This is a genomic window from Arthrobacter sp. MYb23, assembly GCF_002979775.1.
Taxonomy (GTDB): domain Bacteria; phylum Actinomycetota; class Actinomycetes; order Actinomycetales; family Micrococcaceae; genus Arthrobacter.
Genome location: NZ_PCPR01000001.1, coordinates 358,456 through 374,798 on the forward strand (window position 1 = coordinate 358,456; position 16,343 = coordinate 374,798).

Below are 16,343 nucleotides of genomic sequence, written 5' to 3' on the forward strand. Positions count from 1 at the left end.
CACTGTATGCAATGAATGCAATAGTGGATTTGCATGCGTTGTATGCTGAAGTCATGACCGGAGACACTGGAGCTACAGGATCAACACGTTCGGCCTACGACGTCATTTGGTCCCGATTCCTTGATGGCACCTACATCGCGGGAAATAGGCTGCCGGAGGCTGCGCTTGCGGAGGAACTGGGAATCAGTCGCACCCCCGTTCGAGAAGCACTCAGCCGCATGCTGGCAGAAGGCCTGGTCACACCAGCAGCCCGCGGCGTCGTGGTTTCCGGCCTGGATCACGAGGCCATGCGCCGGTTGTTTGACCTACGACGAAACCTCGAAGGATTCGCCGCCGAACTCACCGCCACCCGAGCTCGGGACGGTCTCATCGCCCCCGCCTGGTTCACCAGCCTCCGAGATGCGGCCCGTCAGTTTGCTGAAGCGGTGGAGAGCGGTGACGCCCGAGCCTCCAGCAGGCTCAACATGCACTTCCACAATCTGATTGTGGAAGGAAGTGGCAATGAATTCCTGGCCGAGGCGCACCGAAGGGCCATAGCGCGGCTTGCCGTATCAACAGCCATGAACCTGGAGCATGTTGACTGGGCCAACGAAGCAGCCAGGCAGCACGAGGACATTGCCGGCGCGATCGAAGCCGGGGACGTCGCCTCAGCCCGAAGCCTCTCCGAAGCGCACATCCGCGACGCGCAACGCGTCTTCGACGAACCCGGATAGTCAGCAAGCGTTCGGCTAGGTACTACTTTCGCGGTGCACACAGATCGTCCCCGGGATGAAACTCACAAAGGTATGCAGCCGGCACGTCGCTGATGGGCACCCGCCACTGCGACTAGTGCCGTCCGAGACCTTTGCCGAGCAGCTCAGGCTCTCCTGCCATGGCCGCGTCGATCACCTCACTGGTGGGAGCTGTGTGGGTCGAGTCTCCGAAGGCCGGCGCTAACGGCTACGGCAGCCACCCCGGCTCGGGACTCCTGGGCCATTTTCACAAGGATGTTCTCCACGTGAGTTGTGACGGTACGGATGGAAATGCCAAGTTCTGATGCGATCTGCTGGTTAGAGCGTCCCCACGCAATACGATCGGTGACCTCGGCTTCACGTACTGTCAGTCCGAAGGGAAGCTCCAATGGAGTCTCAACGATCAAGGCGACGTCACCCTTGCCGGATGCCATCCCGGCGGTGCGGGTGATCTCCAGAGCTACGCTCCCCTTCTCGGAGGCCCACAGCCCGGACACGGTGTCCGCCGGCCCCGCTAGGAAGCGGGCGATGAAATCCTTGAAGCGGGGGTCAAATACGACGACGCTCATTTCCCTGGAACTTACGGGTCTTGGCAAATCGTCTCCATTGTAGAGCGCTGCTCTACAATCTTCGCGAAGTCGCAGGATCGGGTAGCCGGAGGATTGCCTTCGGCACAGCTCTGCGACGATCGGAGACAACGCGCCAATGAGGTCGCGGGCATCGTCGTCGAAGTTGTGGACGTGAGAGGCCGACAGGTGAAGCATTCCCGCGTATTGACCGTCGTCGGATATAAGGCACGCGCTCATTCCATCCGCGAAACCAGCGGGCGCCAGCGCGTTTTGGAAGAGCTGAGTGTCCCTGTAGTTGTACTTCAGGTCATCGATGCGTAGCGGTTGGTGAAGTTTGAGCAGCTTTCGATGGGCTTTGGTTGAAGCGTAGGGGTCACCCAATGCGGTCAGCGTCTCTGGTTGATAGCCAGCGTTAGCCAACACGTCGTGTCTGGACAGTGCGCGGTTCCAGAAGATCAGGGCTGCGGCGTCGTGCTTGGTTCCATCGGCCAAAACGCGCAGGATCTCGTCGGCACCGTCGCGCTGGTATTGGGCTGCGCCGGCAGCAAAAGCTGCCTTGAGCAGAATTTGGGACTTTCCGCTGACCATGAAGGCCTCCAAGACGGGAGGATCCGGTCCTCCGAGTACTCGCTAATTATACGACCGTCTCCTTCACTGCTGACCTGTGCGGAATCTACGGAGACCAAGGCAGCCTGGCTTCGTCCACCGCGTACGTACAAATACCGATATTGCCGGGACCTCTGTATTCCTAGGCTTGAGGGTACGGAGTGATGAGCGTCACCTGAATCGTGAAAGAGCACAAAGCGCCCCGTCCGATCGCTCGCCCCAATGATCCAACTACAGAATCCACTAAGCCGAATTCACGGCTAGGATTTCTTTCGAGAGGCACCCACAGCCCATGAAAACTGACAGTCACGCCACCCCGGCCAGTGACGCCGGCATCAACGACGTCGAACAGCAAAAACTAGGGGCTCTTGGCTACAAGCAAGAGCTCAATCGCACCATGACCCTGACGGACGTCGTTGTCTATGGGCTCATCTTCATGGTGCCGCTGGCACCCGTGGCCGTTTTCGGTACCATCTTTAACTTCTCCCACGGCATGGCCGCCTTGGTCTACCTGGTGGCCGGTATTGCCATGTTTTTCAGCGCGGTCAGCTACAAGGAGATGGCTAAGGAATACCCCGTGGCCGGGTCCGTGTACTCCTATGTCCGCTTGGGTACCAGCAAATTCGTTGGCTTCCTTTCCGGATGGGCCATCCTCCTCGACTACCTCCTCCTGCCGGCGCTGCTGTGCATCCTCGCAGCTTCCGCCATGGGAGCACTCATGCCTGAAGTTCCAGGCTGGGTGTGGGTCATTGGCTTTATCGCCGTGGTGGCCTTCATCAACCTCCGCGGAATCGTGGTCACGGCACGGATGAACATGATCTTCTTGATCATTCAAGGAGCAGCGCTCGTCGTGTTCGTCGGCGGAGCCCTGATAGCGATCACCCAAGGACGGGCTCAGTTCAGCCTTGCCCCCTTCTATCAGCCCGAGTTCTTCTCGTGGGAGCTCGTGTTCACCGCTATCCCTGTCGCCGCGCTTAGCTATATCGGCTTTGATGCGATTTCCACGCTCAATGAAGAAGCCAAAGGTGGGGGAAAAGCGGTTTCGAAGGCCACCATGATTGTGCTCTGGCTTGTCATCGCAATGTTTGTGGCACAGGTCTACTTCGCCGCTCTGTTTGTTCCGAGTAACGAACCCTTCGCCGACGGTGACGCCGTAAACAATGCCTTCTACCACATCAGCGAAATCGTGGTGGCGCCGTGGTTCAAGATCGTCTTTACACTGATCACAGCCTTGATAGCGCTCTTCGCCAACGTGCTGGTTTCCCACGCCACAACCTCGAAGATGCTCTTCGCTATGGCCCGCGACGGGCAGCTGCCCCGACGTCTGGCAGTCGTGAGCCAGAAACACCAGGTTCCTGCCACAGCCATGATTGTGGTGACCATCCTTACCGCCGTCATTGGTGTGCTGGCTGTAGGCCAGATCGAACTCATCGTCACGATGGTCACCTTCGGCGCACTTACCGCGTACATCCTGCTGCATATCAGCGTGATCATTCACTTTGGAATCAGGCAGTCCAGCAAGAAGTACTTCATCCACTGGATCTCGCCCATCCTTGGCATCGCCGTACTCGGCTATGCCCTCTACAGCACCAACGTCTTGGCCAAAGTCATTGGCATCTCTTGGCTACTCATAGGAACGATCGTCGCGCTCATCCTGAAGCGCACCGGCCGCACCCTCGAAACTGAAGACGGCCTCTAGACCGCCACACGCGGCTTGCCGTTCAACGACGAAGCGAACGCACCGGACCTCCCGTCTTTGCGGTGTGCGAAGCCTTCGTGGCCTTTATCTGAAAACCCAGCAATCCAATCTCAGAATGAAAGCGAGAACCCCTTGAAACCGCGGACCAGTCCACCAAATGGCCAAGCAAATTGTTGCCGGAGGGAGCGAACTGATGCGTACCAGCGCTGACCGCTCATCCGAACTTATGAGCATTTTTGAACAGCGGTTCTCCGCCCGGCTTCGCCGCGACTTCACCGATGAAGTAGCAGTGGCGTACGACCGTTCCCCGCTGGGACCTCACGACGACAAGACCGCCCGTGTTGTGCGGGCCCTGGGCAACGCCTCAGTCACCGGCAAAGAGATCATCCTGAACCTTGGGCCAAATGGTCCGTGGGGGATCGGCAGGATCACTGTGGGAGCACCCGGAAACCTGGTTCTCCTGCCTTCAACCTTTTACACCTACGAAAACGCGTTGCGCGAAGTGTTCGCGTTGCGTCGCAAGAACTTTTTGGAGAGCTGAACCATGACTGCCGAAGCCACAACCGAGATCCGCGTCGAACCGAAAATCTTCGGATACACCGACCGTTTCGCCGCCCGCCCGGGTGAAAGCATCTCCTTCCACGTCAGCTGCGAGGGACCCACCGCGTACCAAGCCTCACTTGTCCGCCTACGGCACGGCTTCACAGGGGAAGCCGGGCCGGGCTTCCTGGAAACGCAGGTTGCATCCGAATTCGATGGTCAAAAACAAGGCACCCAATACGCGTGCCAGCCTGGATCCTATATTGAGGTGGCAGACCCGTCCTCGCTGATGACAACCCCGGACGGATTGGTCATCAAAGCCAAGGTGTACCCCACGTTGCCCCTGAGCTCCCGCTCCGGAAACTACGGCGCCTACCACGTTACTCAGAACTCATTCGGAGGAGGCAGCGACCGGCAGGTCATCCTGGGCAACTGGGATGAAGCATCTTCCAGCGGCTACGCACTTGTCCTGGACGCCGGCCGGCCCACTTTCCTCTGGAGCGAACAGGGCACCGTGAAGTCAGTGGCTCTTGAGAGCCCCTTGGAAGGGCACCACTGGTACAGCCTCCGGGTCGAGGTGGACACCACAGCTGGACAGATCCATCTGACCCAAGCACCGTTGTCCAACATCATGAACCGGTACACCGACCACGCACTGCCCTTGGAAGCAGAAGACAAGGTCGCACACGCCATCCCTGCAGGCACCGACCCCAAGGCCCCGTTCCGAATCGGCGCCGGAGCGCGTCGAGACGGCGGACGATGGCTTGCAGCCAACGGCTTCAACGGCAAGATTGGCGACGTCTCCATCCAACGACGCACACCCTCCCGAACCGAGGCCATTGCTGACTGGCACTTTGGACGCAGCAGCCGTGACGACGGACTGCTCCTGTGGGATGTCATCGACGAATCACCAAACCAGCTCCACGGAACGTGCCACAATGCGCCAACCCGGGCCGTCGCAGGACACTCCTTCACGGGATTGGTGGACGACTTCCGGATTGCCCCCGATGAATACGACGCAATCCACTTCCACGACGACGACATCACCGACGCTGGCTGGCCCGCAGCATTCACACTCGACGTGCCCCACAACCTGCCCAGCGGCGTATACGCAGCCAAACTCACTGCCGAAGGCGCGGAAGAGTACCTTCCCTTCTTCGTCCGGGCAGGGGAAAAGAAGAACGACGTCGCCGTGCTGTTCTCCACAGCTACCTACCTGGCCTATGCCAACGACCGCATTGCCTTCGAAGCCGACGGAGCCGAGATCATTGTGAGCCGGACGCCCATCCTGGACCGAGAAGACCTCACCCTCCAGGATCACCCCGAATTCGGCCGCTCCTGCTATGAAATCCACAACGACGGCACAGGCGTTGTCTTCGGCAGCGTCCGCAAACCCATCCTTACCCTCCAGCCCAAACATCGGGCCTGGTTCCAGGCTGAAGGCGTGTGGGGGCTGCCCGCAGACCTGTGCATCGTTCACTGGCTCGAAACCGAGAACTGCGACTACGACGCCATCACTGATGAAGACCTCGACCGCGAAGGCTACAGCCTCCTGAGCGACTACAGGGTAGTCATCACCGGCAGCCACCCCGAGTACGTCACACGCAACGAGCTCACTGCCTTGGAGGAGTTCACCTCCAACGGCGGAAGGCTGATGTACCTGGGCGGCAACGGGTTCTACGCCACCGTCTCCTTCGACCCGGAACAGCCACACTTGATGGAACTCCGACGCTCCGACGGCGGCACGCGCCCCCACCAGTCCCCGTACGGAGACAAACGCCACGCCACCTCCGGGGAACTCGCCGGTATCTGGAGGAACAAGGGCCTGCCACCACAGAAGCTCGCCGGCGTCGGATTCGCCGCGCAAGGCTTTGACCGCTGCACCTACTACGAAAGGCTTGAAGACAGCCACAACCCTGCCGCTGAATTCATCTTCGAAGGAATCGGTGAAGACGAGCGTATCGGCGAATTCGGGATCATGGGAGGCGGCGCCGCCGGCGCGGAAGTAGATTGCTATCAACCCGGCCTCGGCTCGCCCCCCGGAACCCTGGTCCTTGCAACGTCAGGCCCACTATCGGACGCTTACCTCCTAGCCGCAGAGGAAGTGTACGAATCCATTCCCGGCATCGGCGCAACCGAACAACCAGGCGTCCGATCTGACATCGTCTACTGCCCCCTGGAAGGGGGCGGCGGGTTCTTCTCAGTCGGCTCAATCGCCTACACAGCCGCGCTCTCCCACAACAACTACGACAACAACATCGCCAAAATGACCGGGAACGTGCTGAGGCGATTCCGTCAGGCCCAGCCACTGGAAGCAGAGCTCAACGAAACAGAGACACTCCAGGTGACCGGTAGCTGACGCGCCAACGGCCTGTTATCTCAACTCGCCGGACGGGCCAGAGTCAGGACGGAGGCCGGGACACATTCTTCGAGTGCGTCCCGCCCTCCGACGCAGTGTTCATCAAGGAGTCCATCCATAACGTCATGCCTGCGCGTCACCCTCAGGTGTGCACTTGAGTACTACTTTCGCGGTACGCACAGATCGTCCTCGCGATGAAACTTCCCGGCGCCCACGGACTCTTGCTCGTCGTCGCGCTCCTGCCCGCTGCAATGATGCCTTCCGGATGCAGCGAAGAAGTAGTCATATAGAACGCCCTTGACGGATTTTCCCCACGAGATGGACGGCCAGGAGCCACGGAGTCCACTTCCCGTTGGCAGTCCCGTATGTTGTTTCCAAAAGACCAGAGGAGTTCGCGGTGTTCCGACGAATCGAAGACAGGCGCCTACCGATTGCGGTTGGAGGGCTTGTCATGACCACCGTGCTGTCCGGTTGCATCTTCACCCCGCTTCCCGAACCAACGGTTGCCGGGCTGGTCGGGGTGTGGGTCAACGGGCAGACCCGCCTCTTTTTACGGGACGATCAGACTTTCACCTTAGATAAGGCGCCCTTGTATACCGACCCCGGTGAAGATCAGGACTGGCGGTTATCGCCCTGGGAGACCTACGACTGGGAGGGACGCTGGAAGATCGACCTCACTGGTTACGAGCTCGATTTGTCTGGGACGACGGGACGGAACTTGTCTCTCTATTTTGGCGAGGTGGACTCAAAACGGGCACTTTACTTCGCTATCGACGCCGCCTCAGATCCCCGATGCTTTCAGCTAGTGAAGGGAAGGTCCAAAAGCGTGCCCCAGGGTCCAGACCAGTGCATGCTGCGGGCGTGACGGCAGGGTCAGTACCAACTGAATGCCACAGGATATCTTTCAGGTGTCCGTGTCCCCTTTCGGGTCAACGAAACCATCCGGCCGACGAAACCGTCTCGCTGCACTGCGCCGCAGGAGTCACTACCTTGACCACAGGAAGATACCTAGGAAGACCAGCCCGGCGAAGACCGGAATGGCGGCTGTCACCTTCGACCAGAGCAGTTGATGCTTATAGGTCTTGAACTGACTGCCCTCGGGCAGCCACGCCCAACCACTAACGCCGGTACGTGCCATGACGTTGCGCATCAGGTACAGCATGAGGCCGTTGAGGATGAGGAAGGCTCCGACGAATGCCAAGAAAGGATCTCCCATCTAAGCTCCTGCCCACGGTGGCCGGAAAATGAGTGTCAGCACCACAATCAGCAGGCCGCTAATGATCAAGACCGAGCAGAAGAACACTCCGAGCATCCCGAAGCCCCGTACTCGCTCCTCATCTGCTTCAGGGTGCAGTTCGGAGTTGGAGTGATCCACTTTCCGGCCAAGCATTTCTAACGAGGCCCCATACTGCATGCGAGCGATCCACTTCCTGAAGAGCAGCCACACCAGGCCGACCCCGATGAAGATGAGCCCGAGCGTCATGCTTCCCTCAAGTCCTCCGGTACTTACTCAGCCAGCTCGCCGGCGGCGATGCGTTCGGCAGTCTGCCTGTAGGCCTCAGCTATGTAGTCTTCGACGTCGGTAACAGCGATACGCCATACGTTCCGGCCCCCGACCTGGATGCCCCGCAGCTCACCGGACTTGAGCGACGCCCTGATCTGGCTCACGGACACGTTAAGTTCCTCAGCCACCTGCTCAACGGTCAGGAAGCGAGGTCGTTTGATGTCCTCAGGCACGCTTAGCCAGCAAAAGCTTGATCGTCTGGACCACAATCCCCACGATAAGGATCAACATGAACAGACCAGGGATCCGGCCGCTGGTGGTTGCGTAGTCGAACATGTTGACGGCAGTGAATGTCAGCGCCAACCCTGAAAGCACAAGCGCGGCAATGAGCGGAAGCTTGGATGTGCTGCGTCGGGCAACAATGTTCCAGATTCCGACGCCAGCCAGGGCTAGGAAGTAGAGAATATTGAGAGCAATGTAGCCGACCTGCTCTGATCGTTCAGCATCGGTGAGAGCTTCCAGCTCCGACCCATACATCGAGTAGAGCCAGACGAAACCCGCTGCCGTGACCACTGAAAATACTACGAGCCCGACGCCGATGGACGTTCGCGCCTTGCGGGCCTTCCGAGGGTCGTATTCCACGGAGACCGTGGATGTCGGCAGGTCGCCTGGGCGAGGTACTTGAAGGCTCATAAGGGCTCCAGTTCAGAGTGCAGAAGGAACTCTTTTGTGCCCCCATCGAGAATAATGTAGCAGTGCGCGCCGTCACATCCAGCCATGTCATACTCCTGATTTCTACCTCCGCGGGGCGCTGGCGTCTGTGCGAAGTCAGTTGTGGGACGCTTTACGGGCAGAACCCGCCGGGAGAGGAACCCAAGAATGCCACCGCGCCAAAGCCCTGCCCAGAAGTTGGCCGCCAAGCTCCTGCTTGGCGGCGAATGGGCGCCCGTGACTAACAAGATCGGGTTCGTGAAGAAGCCTCTGGACGAGGCCGCCGTCGAGTGGCGGAAGTGGGTCCAACGAAGCAACCATCAGGCGCGTGGCGGCATTGGCGTCACCGAGCATCAGGGCACTTTGACCGAGCTGCTGAGTATGCTTTTGCCCTTAGGTTATGGGACGCGGTGGCTGCTTCTGGAAACGGCAAACCCGGAATGGACCGCTGTTATGGAGAACACGACTGGTGGCGTGACTTTTAATTACTCCCTCTATCACCATCTCTGGGAAGTCAGGCAAATTCCCACTATTGAAGTGGAAGACGAACCCAAGAACATGAAGCGGATGCCCGGCGAGTTGGCCAGGGGCCGTTGGGGCGGACGAAACCTCTCAATTATTGACGAGTCCGGTCCCCGGAGATCGCTTAGCCTCTACCACTCCGAACCGTGGAAATTCAGCCACGGTGGAGAACCGTACGACTTCGAAGACGTCGAGCAGTACTCTGCGCCGCGTGCCCTTGATTGCTTTCCCCACGAGACCTTGGTCCACATCTGCCGCAACTTGGGACTGGATCCGTTCGAGGAGGACTTCTACGTCCCCAACGGTCGGGCATTCATCGTGGAGTTACTTTTCGAAGGAAAGAGCTCGGACGAGAAGAAGTACACTCTGGCCGAGGCAAGGGCGGGCCACGACGACATCAGTGTTCCCGCCGTTGACGACCCCGTCATTGGCAATGCCCTCTACCCGTCGGGTTCAGCTAACCCAAGTCCAGACGAGGTCTTCCCGGTGACAGGATTTGAGCCCTACACTAGGCCGACCCCGTGGGACCAGGCCGTGAAGGACTTCGAAGAGTGCCTGAAACGCTATAGCAGCTACCCAGTCCGGGCGTCATTCAGCGACGGCCTGGAAGATCTCGGTATTCTCGCCCTGCCGTCACTAGCATCTGGTGGGACCGGCAGCACCGACATCAGTGTGATGGCTTCGGCCACGTTGCTGGAATCGCCCTCGGCTATCCGCGAATACACGGCAGCCTTCATGATCCTGCAATGGAGGCAGGCAGATGATTCGTCCGCGTATGAGTCGTACTATCCCAACCCGAAGCAGATGGCGGTCATCAGGAGGATCTACAAAGAGCAGGGCCTCTACCCCTTCGATGCGGGTTCCAACGAGGTCTATTTCAACCTCGCCGTGGACAAAATGATCCGAACCGTCACCAGTCTCCGGCTGGCGAAGGAACTCGTCGACTGGGAGGATTCCCGCCCGGCACCGAGCAGTGAGGAAGCAGCCGCTAGGAGAAACCGATCCTGCGCGTGGGATATCCGGATGCACATTCAGCAGCGCGAAGACGAGATCTGGAACTCTGAGTTGGACGATCGCGTCCAGACGCCCTAGCGGCCACGGAAGTCCTGCTTGTTACGGCGAGGGGCCGGACACCTGTATTTGGGTACCGTGTCCGGCCCCGGCCCGCGGTTCGTACAACCGCCAACTATTGGGGGTTTATTGGAGGTAGTTCGTGAGCCGCTGTGATTAGTAAAGACCCTTGGACGCTGCCTGGGCACGAGTAGTCGGTACTCGTCTTCTTGTGCCATCCGAGAGCCGGCTACTTGCCGCGAGAGCCCATTTTCCTTGAAATCCAGCGGCTGAAACTCAATGCGGATCGATACAACCCCCGGGCAGTTCGGCTGAAATTATCAGCCGATGATGGGCCGCTCTTCGGGTAATTGGAACAACCTTGGACGGGATGCCAGAGCGATGGCTGAGGCAACGGTGACGGTACCGATGCGCCCCGCGAACATCAGGGCCATCAGAACCCACTCGGCGGTGGGAGGCAGGTTGTACGTAATGCCCGTACTTAGGCCTACGGTTCCGAACGCGGAGATGGTTTCGAAAAGCACCTTATCCAAGCTGTAGTCGGTGGACATGAGGAGCAAAAACGTCCCGAGGATGACCGCTCCCACACCCAGCAGGGCGACAGTGAGGGCCTGGCGTTGGGTGGAAGAACTGATGGACCGGTGGGCGATGGTGACTTGCTCGCGGCCACGGACTTCGTTCCAGATCGCAAAGCCCAAAACCAGGAAGGTGGTGATTTTTATGCCGCCGGCCGTTCCCGCGCTGCCACCGCCAATGAACATCAGAATGTTGGTGACCATCAGGGTCTCGGGGGTGGCTGCCCCGTAGTCGATGCTGTTGAATCCAGCCGTCCGGGGGAAGACTCCACCAGCCAGAGACCCCAGGATCTTCCCGCCAAGACTTAGCGGCCCCAGTGTCTCCTGGCGGTTCCATTCGAAGGCAGCGAATAGGGCAATGCCCACTACCAGCAGCAGCAAGGAACCATAGACGGTCAAGCGGAGGTGAATGGTCCAGTTCTTGACGTTGAAAGGGTTCCTGATCAATTGGATGATCACCGGGAAACCGAGTCCCCCGGCAATGATGGCCGCGCAGATGGGCACAATAATCCACGGGTCTTCGGCAAAGCCGATGAGGTTGTCGCTGTAAAGGGCAAAACCTGCGTTATTGAAAGCTGACACAGCATGGAATACGCCGTGCCATACAGCGGTACCAAGATCATCGTCATACGCAATCCAGAAGCGAGCCGTCAGGATGAGCGCCGTGACGGCCTCAAAGACAGCCATGATCTTCATAACCCGAAACAGCACGGACTTAACATCCCCGAAATTCAACGTGTGGGTTTCGGACTGCGCCACGAGCTGGCCGCGGAGACCGATGGTCTTGCGTACGAACAAGGCCAGCAGGCTTGCCAGGGACATGATCCCGAAACCGCCTACCTGGATGAGCGCCAAGATCACCACGTGCCCGAACGGGGTCCAGAAAGTGGCTGTGTCTACTGTGATCAGGCCAGTGACGCAGACAGAGGAGACGGCGGTAAAGAAGGCCGTGGTGACGATGTCATCCACGGTCCCTGTCCGGGAGACGGGCAGCATCAAAATCCCGGCGCCCACGATGATGACGGCCAAGAATGCCAGCGGGACCGACCGGACCGGATGCAACAAGGACAACTTGAGCCGCTCTCCCTCGCGGCCAAGAGCCTGCAGCATTGGGTTGCTGCGAATGACGGGTCGTCCAGCGGTGGGCAGTCTTTCGGGGGCGCGCGTCATTGGGCATGCTCCCAAGGATGTTTGAACACTGGATCCCTTTCCGGGCGGACCGTCAGCATCACAACCCGTGCCGAAATTAGCACTGAAACCGAACCAAGCGACCAGAAGAGTAAAGATCTTGACGAATCCTTAACGCCGACCCGTTAAGAGCGCGTCAAGATTTGCAGCGTCCGCATTAAGGATTCGTAAGGAACGCCTTTTCGCCACTTTTGCAGGAGTTGACTGACATCAGCCCTGCAAAAGGGGCTCTGATGAAAGGACGTTCCAGTGGCCGACGTGGCTGTTGTGGTGATTCTTGTGGTGAGCATGGGAATCGTGATGTGGGTGGCCCACCTTTTGGGCAAGATGGTTGACGGCGATGGCCCGGTGAGCGGGCAATGAACGTGGATGCCACCATGTGGGTGAGCCTGTTCATCCTTGGTTTGGCCGTTGCCGGGTACCTGCTTGCAGTGTTGCTCAACCCGGAAAAGTGGTGACGGCGGGTGGTCTTCAGTACTGCATCCTTCATCACCCAGATAGCCGTGTTGGTGCTCGTCCTGGCACTGCTGCACAAGCCTTTGGGTTTGTATATGGCGCGGGTCTTCTCAAGCACCAAACACGCCAAAGCTGAACGGGCCATCTACCGCCTGGCCGGGGTGGATTCCGGGACTGAACAGAGCTGGTCTGTGTATCTGCGCAGCGTTCTGCTCTTCTCGCTGATATCCATCCTGGTGATCTTCGCTCTTCAGCGCCTGCAGGCCGTGTTGCCGGGCAGCAATTCCCTGCCCGGCGTGGACCCGTGGGTTGCCATGAACACAGCCATCTCCTTTGTCACCAATACCAACTGGCAAACGTACGTACCCGAGGCCACTGTGGGCATGTTCGTCCAGATGTGCCTGCTGGCCGTACAGAATTTCCTGTCTGCCGCCGTCGGAATCGTGGTGGTGGTTGCCCTGATCAGGGGCATTGCGCGGACCACAACGGATCGCTTGGGCAACTTCTGGGTGGACCTCGCCCGTGCTTCGTTCCGTATCCTGTTGCCCATCGCCACGGTGGCGGCTATCGCCCTGGTGATTGGCGGCGTCGTGCAGAACTTCTGGTCCACAGAGGTGGCCAACACCGCCACCGGCGCCAGCCAGCTGATTCCGGGTGGTCCCGTCGCTTCCCAGGAAGCAATTAAAGTTCTGGGTACTAATGGTGGCGGATACTTCAATGCCAACTCTGCCCACCCCTTTGAGAACCCGAGCGTCTTCACCAGTTTGTTCCAGGTGTTCCTCATCCTCCTGATCCCCTCAGCCCTGCCCTACATGTACGGGCGGATGGTGGGTGACCAACGCCAGGGCTACACCGTGGCCGGTGTGATGGGAGCACTGTGGCTGACGTCCACTGTGCTGATGGCCTGGGCGGTATCTTCCGCGCAGGGAACCGCAACCGCAGCAGCCGGTGGCTTGGGAGAAGGTTTCGAACAGCGGCTGGGGCCCGCAGCGAGCTCCATCTTCGCCGCGTCCACTACGCTCACGTCCACCGGTGCCGTCAACGTTGCCCACGATTCCCTGCCTCCCTTGGCTGGTGGCGTCGCGATGCTGAACATGATGCTCGGCGAAGTTGCTCCGGGCGGAACCGGATCCGGACTCTACGGAATGCTGGTCCTGGCCATCATTGCGGTGTTCATTGCCGGGCTGATGGTGGGGCGAACCCCGGAATTCCTGGGAAAGAAGATCGGCCCACGCGAAATGAAGATCGCGGCGCTCTACATCCTGGTGACCCCGACCTTGGTGCTGGTGCTCGCCGGAATCTCCTCCCTCCTCCCCGAGGTGATGGCAAATGCTCCGGCATCCGGGCCGCATCAATTCAGCGAACTGCTCTACGCGTTCACCTCCGGTGCCAACAACAACGGCTCAGCTTTCGGTGGCATCACCAGCTCCGGCCCCTACCTGTCCACGATGCTTGGGCTGGCCATGCTGTTGGGCCGGTTCCTGCCCATCGCGTTGGTCCTTGCACTGGCTGGCTCGCTGGCGCGGCAAAGGAAGATCCCGGCCTCATCCGGAACGGTTCCAACACATGGCCCGCTGTTCGGCTCCTTGCTGCTGGGCGTAACCGTGATCCTGACCGCTTTGAGTTACTTTCCGGCCCTGGCATTGGGCCCCCTCGCAGAAGGACTTATCAAATGACCAGCTCCAGCACGGTTCCGGCCGCGGAGACCCCATCACCCGTCAACACCAGCGGCACTCCGGCCCCTGGTCAGCCCGGCCACCACCACGCCAAGGCGCCGGCGAAACTCAACGCGTCAACCCTTCTGGCAGCGCTTCCTCTAGCTTTCAGGAAACTGGATCCACGGCAGATGATCCACTCCCCCGTGATGTTTGTGGTGCTGGTGGGGGCAGCGGCCTGCACTGTGATCTGTTTCCTGAAACCTGACGTTTTTGGCATCGCGGTGACCGTATGGCTTTGGCTCACGGTCCTGTTCGGCACCCTCGCCGAGGCCATCGCCGAAGGGCGCGGGAAGGCACAGGCGGACAGCCTCCGCGCCAGCCGACAGGGCGTGATGGCCCGGCTCCGCTTGGAAGATGGAACCATCAAAGAAGTTGCCGGCACAGATCTGAAGCTAAATGACGTGGTCATCTGTGAGGCCGGGGATGTGATCCCTTCCGACGGAGAAATCATTGAGGGCCTGGCCAGCGTGGACGAGTCCACCATCACCGGCGAATCTGCGCCCGTCATCAGGGAATCCGGCGGAGACCGATCCTCCGTCACCGGCGGCACCAAGGTCCTCTCTGACAGGATCGTAGTGCGCATTACCGCTGAGCCAGGAGCCACGTTCATCGACAGGATGATCAAGCTGGTTGAGGGCGCTGTCCGGCAAAAGACCCCCAACGAGATCGCCCTGCACGTCCTCCTCGTCTCGCTGAGCATCGTGTTCCTGGTGGTCACCATGGCCTTGGCACCCTTCGCATCCCTTGCGGACGCTACCCCGTCTCCGATCGTCCTGGTGGCGCTGCTGGTCTGCCTGATTCCCACCACCATCGGGGCCTTGGTCCCGGCCATCGGCATAGCTGGCATGGATCGACTGGTGCAGCACAACGTCCTGGCCACGTCCGGACGGGCGGTAGAAACAGCCGGCGACATCACCACACTGTTGTTGGACAAGACCGGCACCATCACCTACGGCAACCGCCGGGCCGTCAACTTTTTCCCGGCCAACGATGTTGAAATGACGGAACTCATCACCGCCGCGAGGCTCTCCAGCCTCGCGGACGAAACCCCGGAGGGCCGCTCAATTGTGGAACTCGCCAGCGCCAAAGGTACGGACGGCCCCGATTTGGCGGCTCTTCGCAGCAGCTACTCCGACATCACCATTGTGGAGTTCACGGCCAGCACACGCATGAGCGGACTGGATCTGAACGGGCGCCTCATCCGCAAAGGGGCAGCGTCCGCCGTCGGGAATTTCGTCACCGACGCCGGAGGTCGCCTTCCAGCGGAAGTCCAGCGACGCGTTCAGGAGATTTCTGCCCAAGGCGGCACGCCGTTGCTGGTTGCCGAGACCACGCACGACGGCGGCGCGCGGGTTTTGGGAACCGTGCACCTGGCAGATGTGGTCAAGCCGGGCATGAAGGCCCGATTCGCCGAGCTACGCAAAATGGGCATCCGCACAGTGATGATCACTGGTGACAACCCGGTCACAGCCAAAGCGATCGCGGCCGAGGCCGGCGTCGACGACTTCGTTGCCGAAGCCACGCCCGAGGACAAACTGGACGTTATCCGGCGTGAGCAGGGTGAAGGGCGTTTGGTGGCCATGACAGGTGACGGCACCAATGATGCCCCAGCCTTGGCTGCGGCGGATGTAGGGGTCGCCATGAATTCAGGTACACCGGCCGCGAAGGAAGCAGCCAACATGGTGGACCTCGACTCGGACCCCACCAAGCTGATCAACATCGTGGGCATCGGCAAGCAGCTCTTGATCACCCGTGGTGCGCTCACCACGTTCTCCGTCGCCAACGATGTTGCCAAGTACTTCGCAATCGTCCCGGCCCTCTTCACCGCTGCCTTCCCGGGCCTTGGCCTGCTGAACATCATGGGGTTGGCCAGTCCGGCGTCGGCCATTCTGTCAGCGGTGATCTTCAACGCCCTCATCATCATCGCGTTGGTTCCCTTGGCGCTGCGCGGCGTGAAGTACCGCGCAGTTACCGCCAATCAGGCCCTGGGCCGAAACCTGCTGCTCTACGGTCTGGGCGGGCTGGTAGCCCCCTTCCTCGGCATCAAACTCATAGACCTGGTCATATCCCTCATCCCAGGCATCGGCTAGGAGA

Annotated in this window: 15 protein-coding genes; 9 read left to right on the forward strand and 6 right to left on the reverse strand. The window is 59.8% G+C overall.

Features of this window, described 5'->3' with window-relative positions; all coding sequences use genetic code 11:
• The first annotated feature begins 53 nt into the window (after positions 1-53).
• A complete protein-coding gene (locus CQ020_RS01685; protein ID WP_181151720.1) occupies positions 54-713 on the forward strand; it encodes a GntR family transcriptional regulator in 660 nt (219 codons plus the stop codon).
• A gap of 176 nt (positions 714-889) precedes the next feature.
• Here CQ020_RS01685 and CQ020_RS01690 read toward each other — a convergent pair whose 3' ends face one another.
• Positions 890-1,888, reverse strand: coding sequence for a helix-turn-helix transcriptional regulator (locus CQ020_RS01690; protein ID WP_105690256.1), 999 nt, complete (start codon positions 1,886-1,888; stop codon positions 890-892).
• Between the two features lie 310 nt (positions 1,889-2,198).
• Between CQ020_RS01690 and CQ020_RS01695 the strand changes: the two genes are divergently transcribed.
• The 4 genes from CQ020_RS01695 (at position 2,199) to CQ020_RS01710 (ending at position 7,369) form a co-directional block, all read left to right on the forward strand.
• Positions 2,199-3,605, forward strand: coding sequence for an APC family permease (locus CQ020_RS01695; protein WP_105690257.1), 1,407 nt, complete (start codon positions 2,199-2,201; stop codon positions 3,603-3,605).
• 193 nt (positions 3,606-3,798) lie between these two features.
• Positions 3,799-4,146 carry a hypothetical protein gene (locus CQ020_RS01700; RefSeq protein ID WP_146116592.1) on the forward strand — a complete coding sequence of 116 codons (348 nt, stop codon included), beginning with the start codon at positions 3,799-3,801 and terminating at the stop codon, positions 4,144-4,146.
• 3 nt (positions 4,147-4,149) lie between these two features.
• Positions 4,150-6,504, forward strand: a complete 2,355-nt coding sequence (locus CQ020_RS01705) for a N,N-dimethylformamidase beta subunit family domain-containing protein (RefSeq protein ID WP_219844468.1) — start codon at positions 4,150-4,152, stop codon at positions 6,502-6,504.
• 451 nt (positions 6,505-6,955) lie between these two features.
• Positions 6,956-7,369, forward strand: coding sequence for a hypothetical protein (locus CQ020_RS01710; protein WP_146116591.1), 414 nt, complete (start codon positions 6,956-6,958; stop codon positions 7,367-7,369).
• Positions 7,370-7,489: 120 nt separating this feature from the next.
• Here CQ020_RS01710 and CQ020_RS01715 read toward each other — a convergent pair whose 3' ends face one another.
• The 4 genes from CQ020_RS01715 to CQ020_RS01730 are packed head-to-tail and all read right to left on the reverse strand — an operon-like array spanning position 7,490 to position 8,701.
• Positions 7,490-7,720, reverse strand: a complete 231-nt coding sequence (locus CQ020_RS01715; protein ID WP_105690260.1) for a hypothetical protein — start codon at positions 7,718-7,720, stop codon at positions 7,490-7,492.
• Positions 7,721-7,987 (reverse strand): hypothetical protein, encoded by a 267-nt coding sequence (locus CQ020_RS01720; protein ID WP_105690261.1) that lies wholly within the window; start codon positions 7,985-7,987, stop codon positions 7,721-7,723.
• Positions 7,988-8,010: 23 nt separating this feature from the next.
• Positions 8,011-8,241: a helix-turn-helix domain-containing protein gene (locus CQ020_RS01725; protein ID WP_105690262.1), complete on the reverse strand. Its 231-nt coding sequence runs from the start codon at positions 8,239-8,241 to the stop codon at positions 8,011-8,013.
• A complete protein-coding gene (locus tag CQ020_RS01730; RefSeq protein WP_105690263.1) occupies positions 8,234-8,701 on the reverse strand; it encodes a hypothetical protein in 468 nt (155 codons plus the stop codon). Before CQ020_RS01730 ends, CQ020_RS01725 begins: the two co-directional genes overlap by 8 nt.
• A gap of 186 nt (positions 8,702-8,887) precedes the next feature.
• On the opposite strand from CQ020_RS01730, the gene CQ020_RS01735 reads away from it, so the two are divergent.
• Positions 8,888-10,333 (forward strand): hypothetical protein, encoded by a 1,446-nt coding sequence (locus CQ020_RS01735; RefSeq protein ID WP_105690264.1) that lies wholly within the window; start codon positions 8,888-8,890, stop codon positions 10,331-10,333.
• Between the two features lie 299 nt (positions 10,334-10,632).
• Here the strand turns inward: CQ020_RS01735 and CQ020_RS01740 are convergent, their stop codons facing one another.
• Positions 10,633-12,057, reverse strand: coding sequence for a TrkH family potassium uptake protein (locus tag CQ020_RS01740; protein WP_105690265.1), 1,425 nt, complete (start codon positions 12,055-12,057; stop codon positions 10,633-10,635).
• A 377-nt stretch (positions 12,058-12,434) separates the two neighbouring features.
• Here CQ020_RS01740 and CQ020_RS01745 point away from each other — a divergent pair, with 377 nt between their 5' ends.
• The 3 genes from CQ020_RS01745 to kdpB are packed head-to-tail and all read left to right on the forward strand — an operon-like array spanning position 12,435 to position 16,339.
• A complete protein-coding gene (locus CQ020_RS01745) occupies positions 12,435-12,533 on the forward strand; it encodes a potassium-transporting ATPase subunit F (RefSeq protein WP_105690266.1) in 99 nt (32 codons plus the stop codon).
• A 6-nt stretch (positions 12,534-12,539) separates the two neighbouring features.
• Positions 12,540-14,207 (forward strand): potassium-transporting ATPase subunit KdpA, encoded by a 1,668-nt coding sequence (gene kdpA, locus CQ020_RS01750; RefSeq protein WP_105690267.1) that lies wholly within the window; start codon positions 12,540-12,542, stop codon positions 14,205-14,207.
• Positions 14,204-16,339 (forward strand): potassium-transporting ATPase subunit KdpB, encoded by a 2,136-nt coding sequence (kdpB, locus tag CQ020_RS01755; protein WP_105690268.1) that lies wholly within the window; start codon positions 14,204-14,206, stop codon positions 16,337-16,339. The genes kdpA and kdpB overlap by 4 nt, the downstream gene beginning before the upstream one ends.
• The last annotated feature ends 4 nt before the right edge of the window (positions 16,340-16,343 follow it).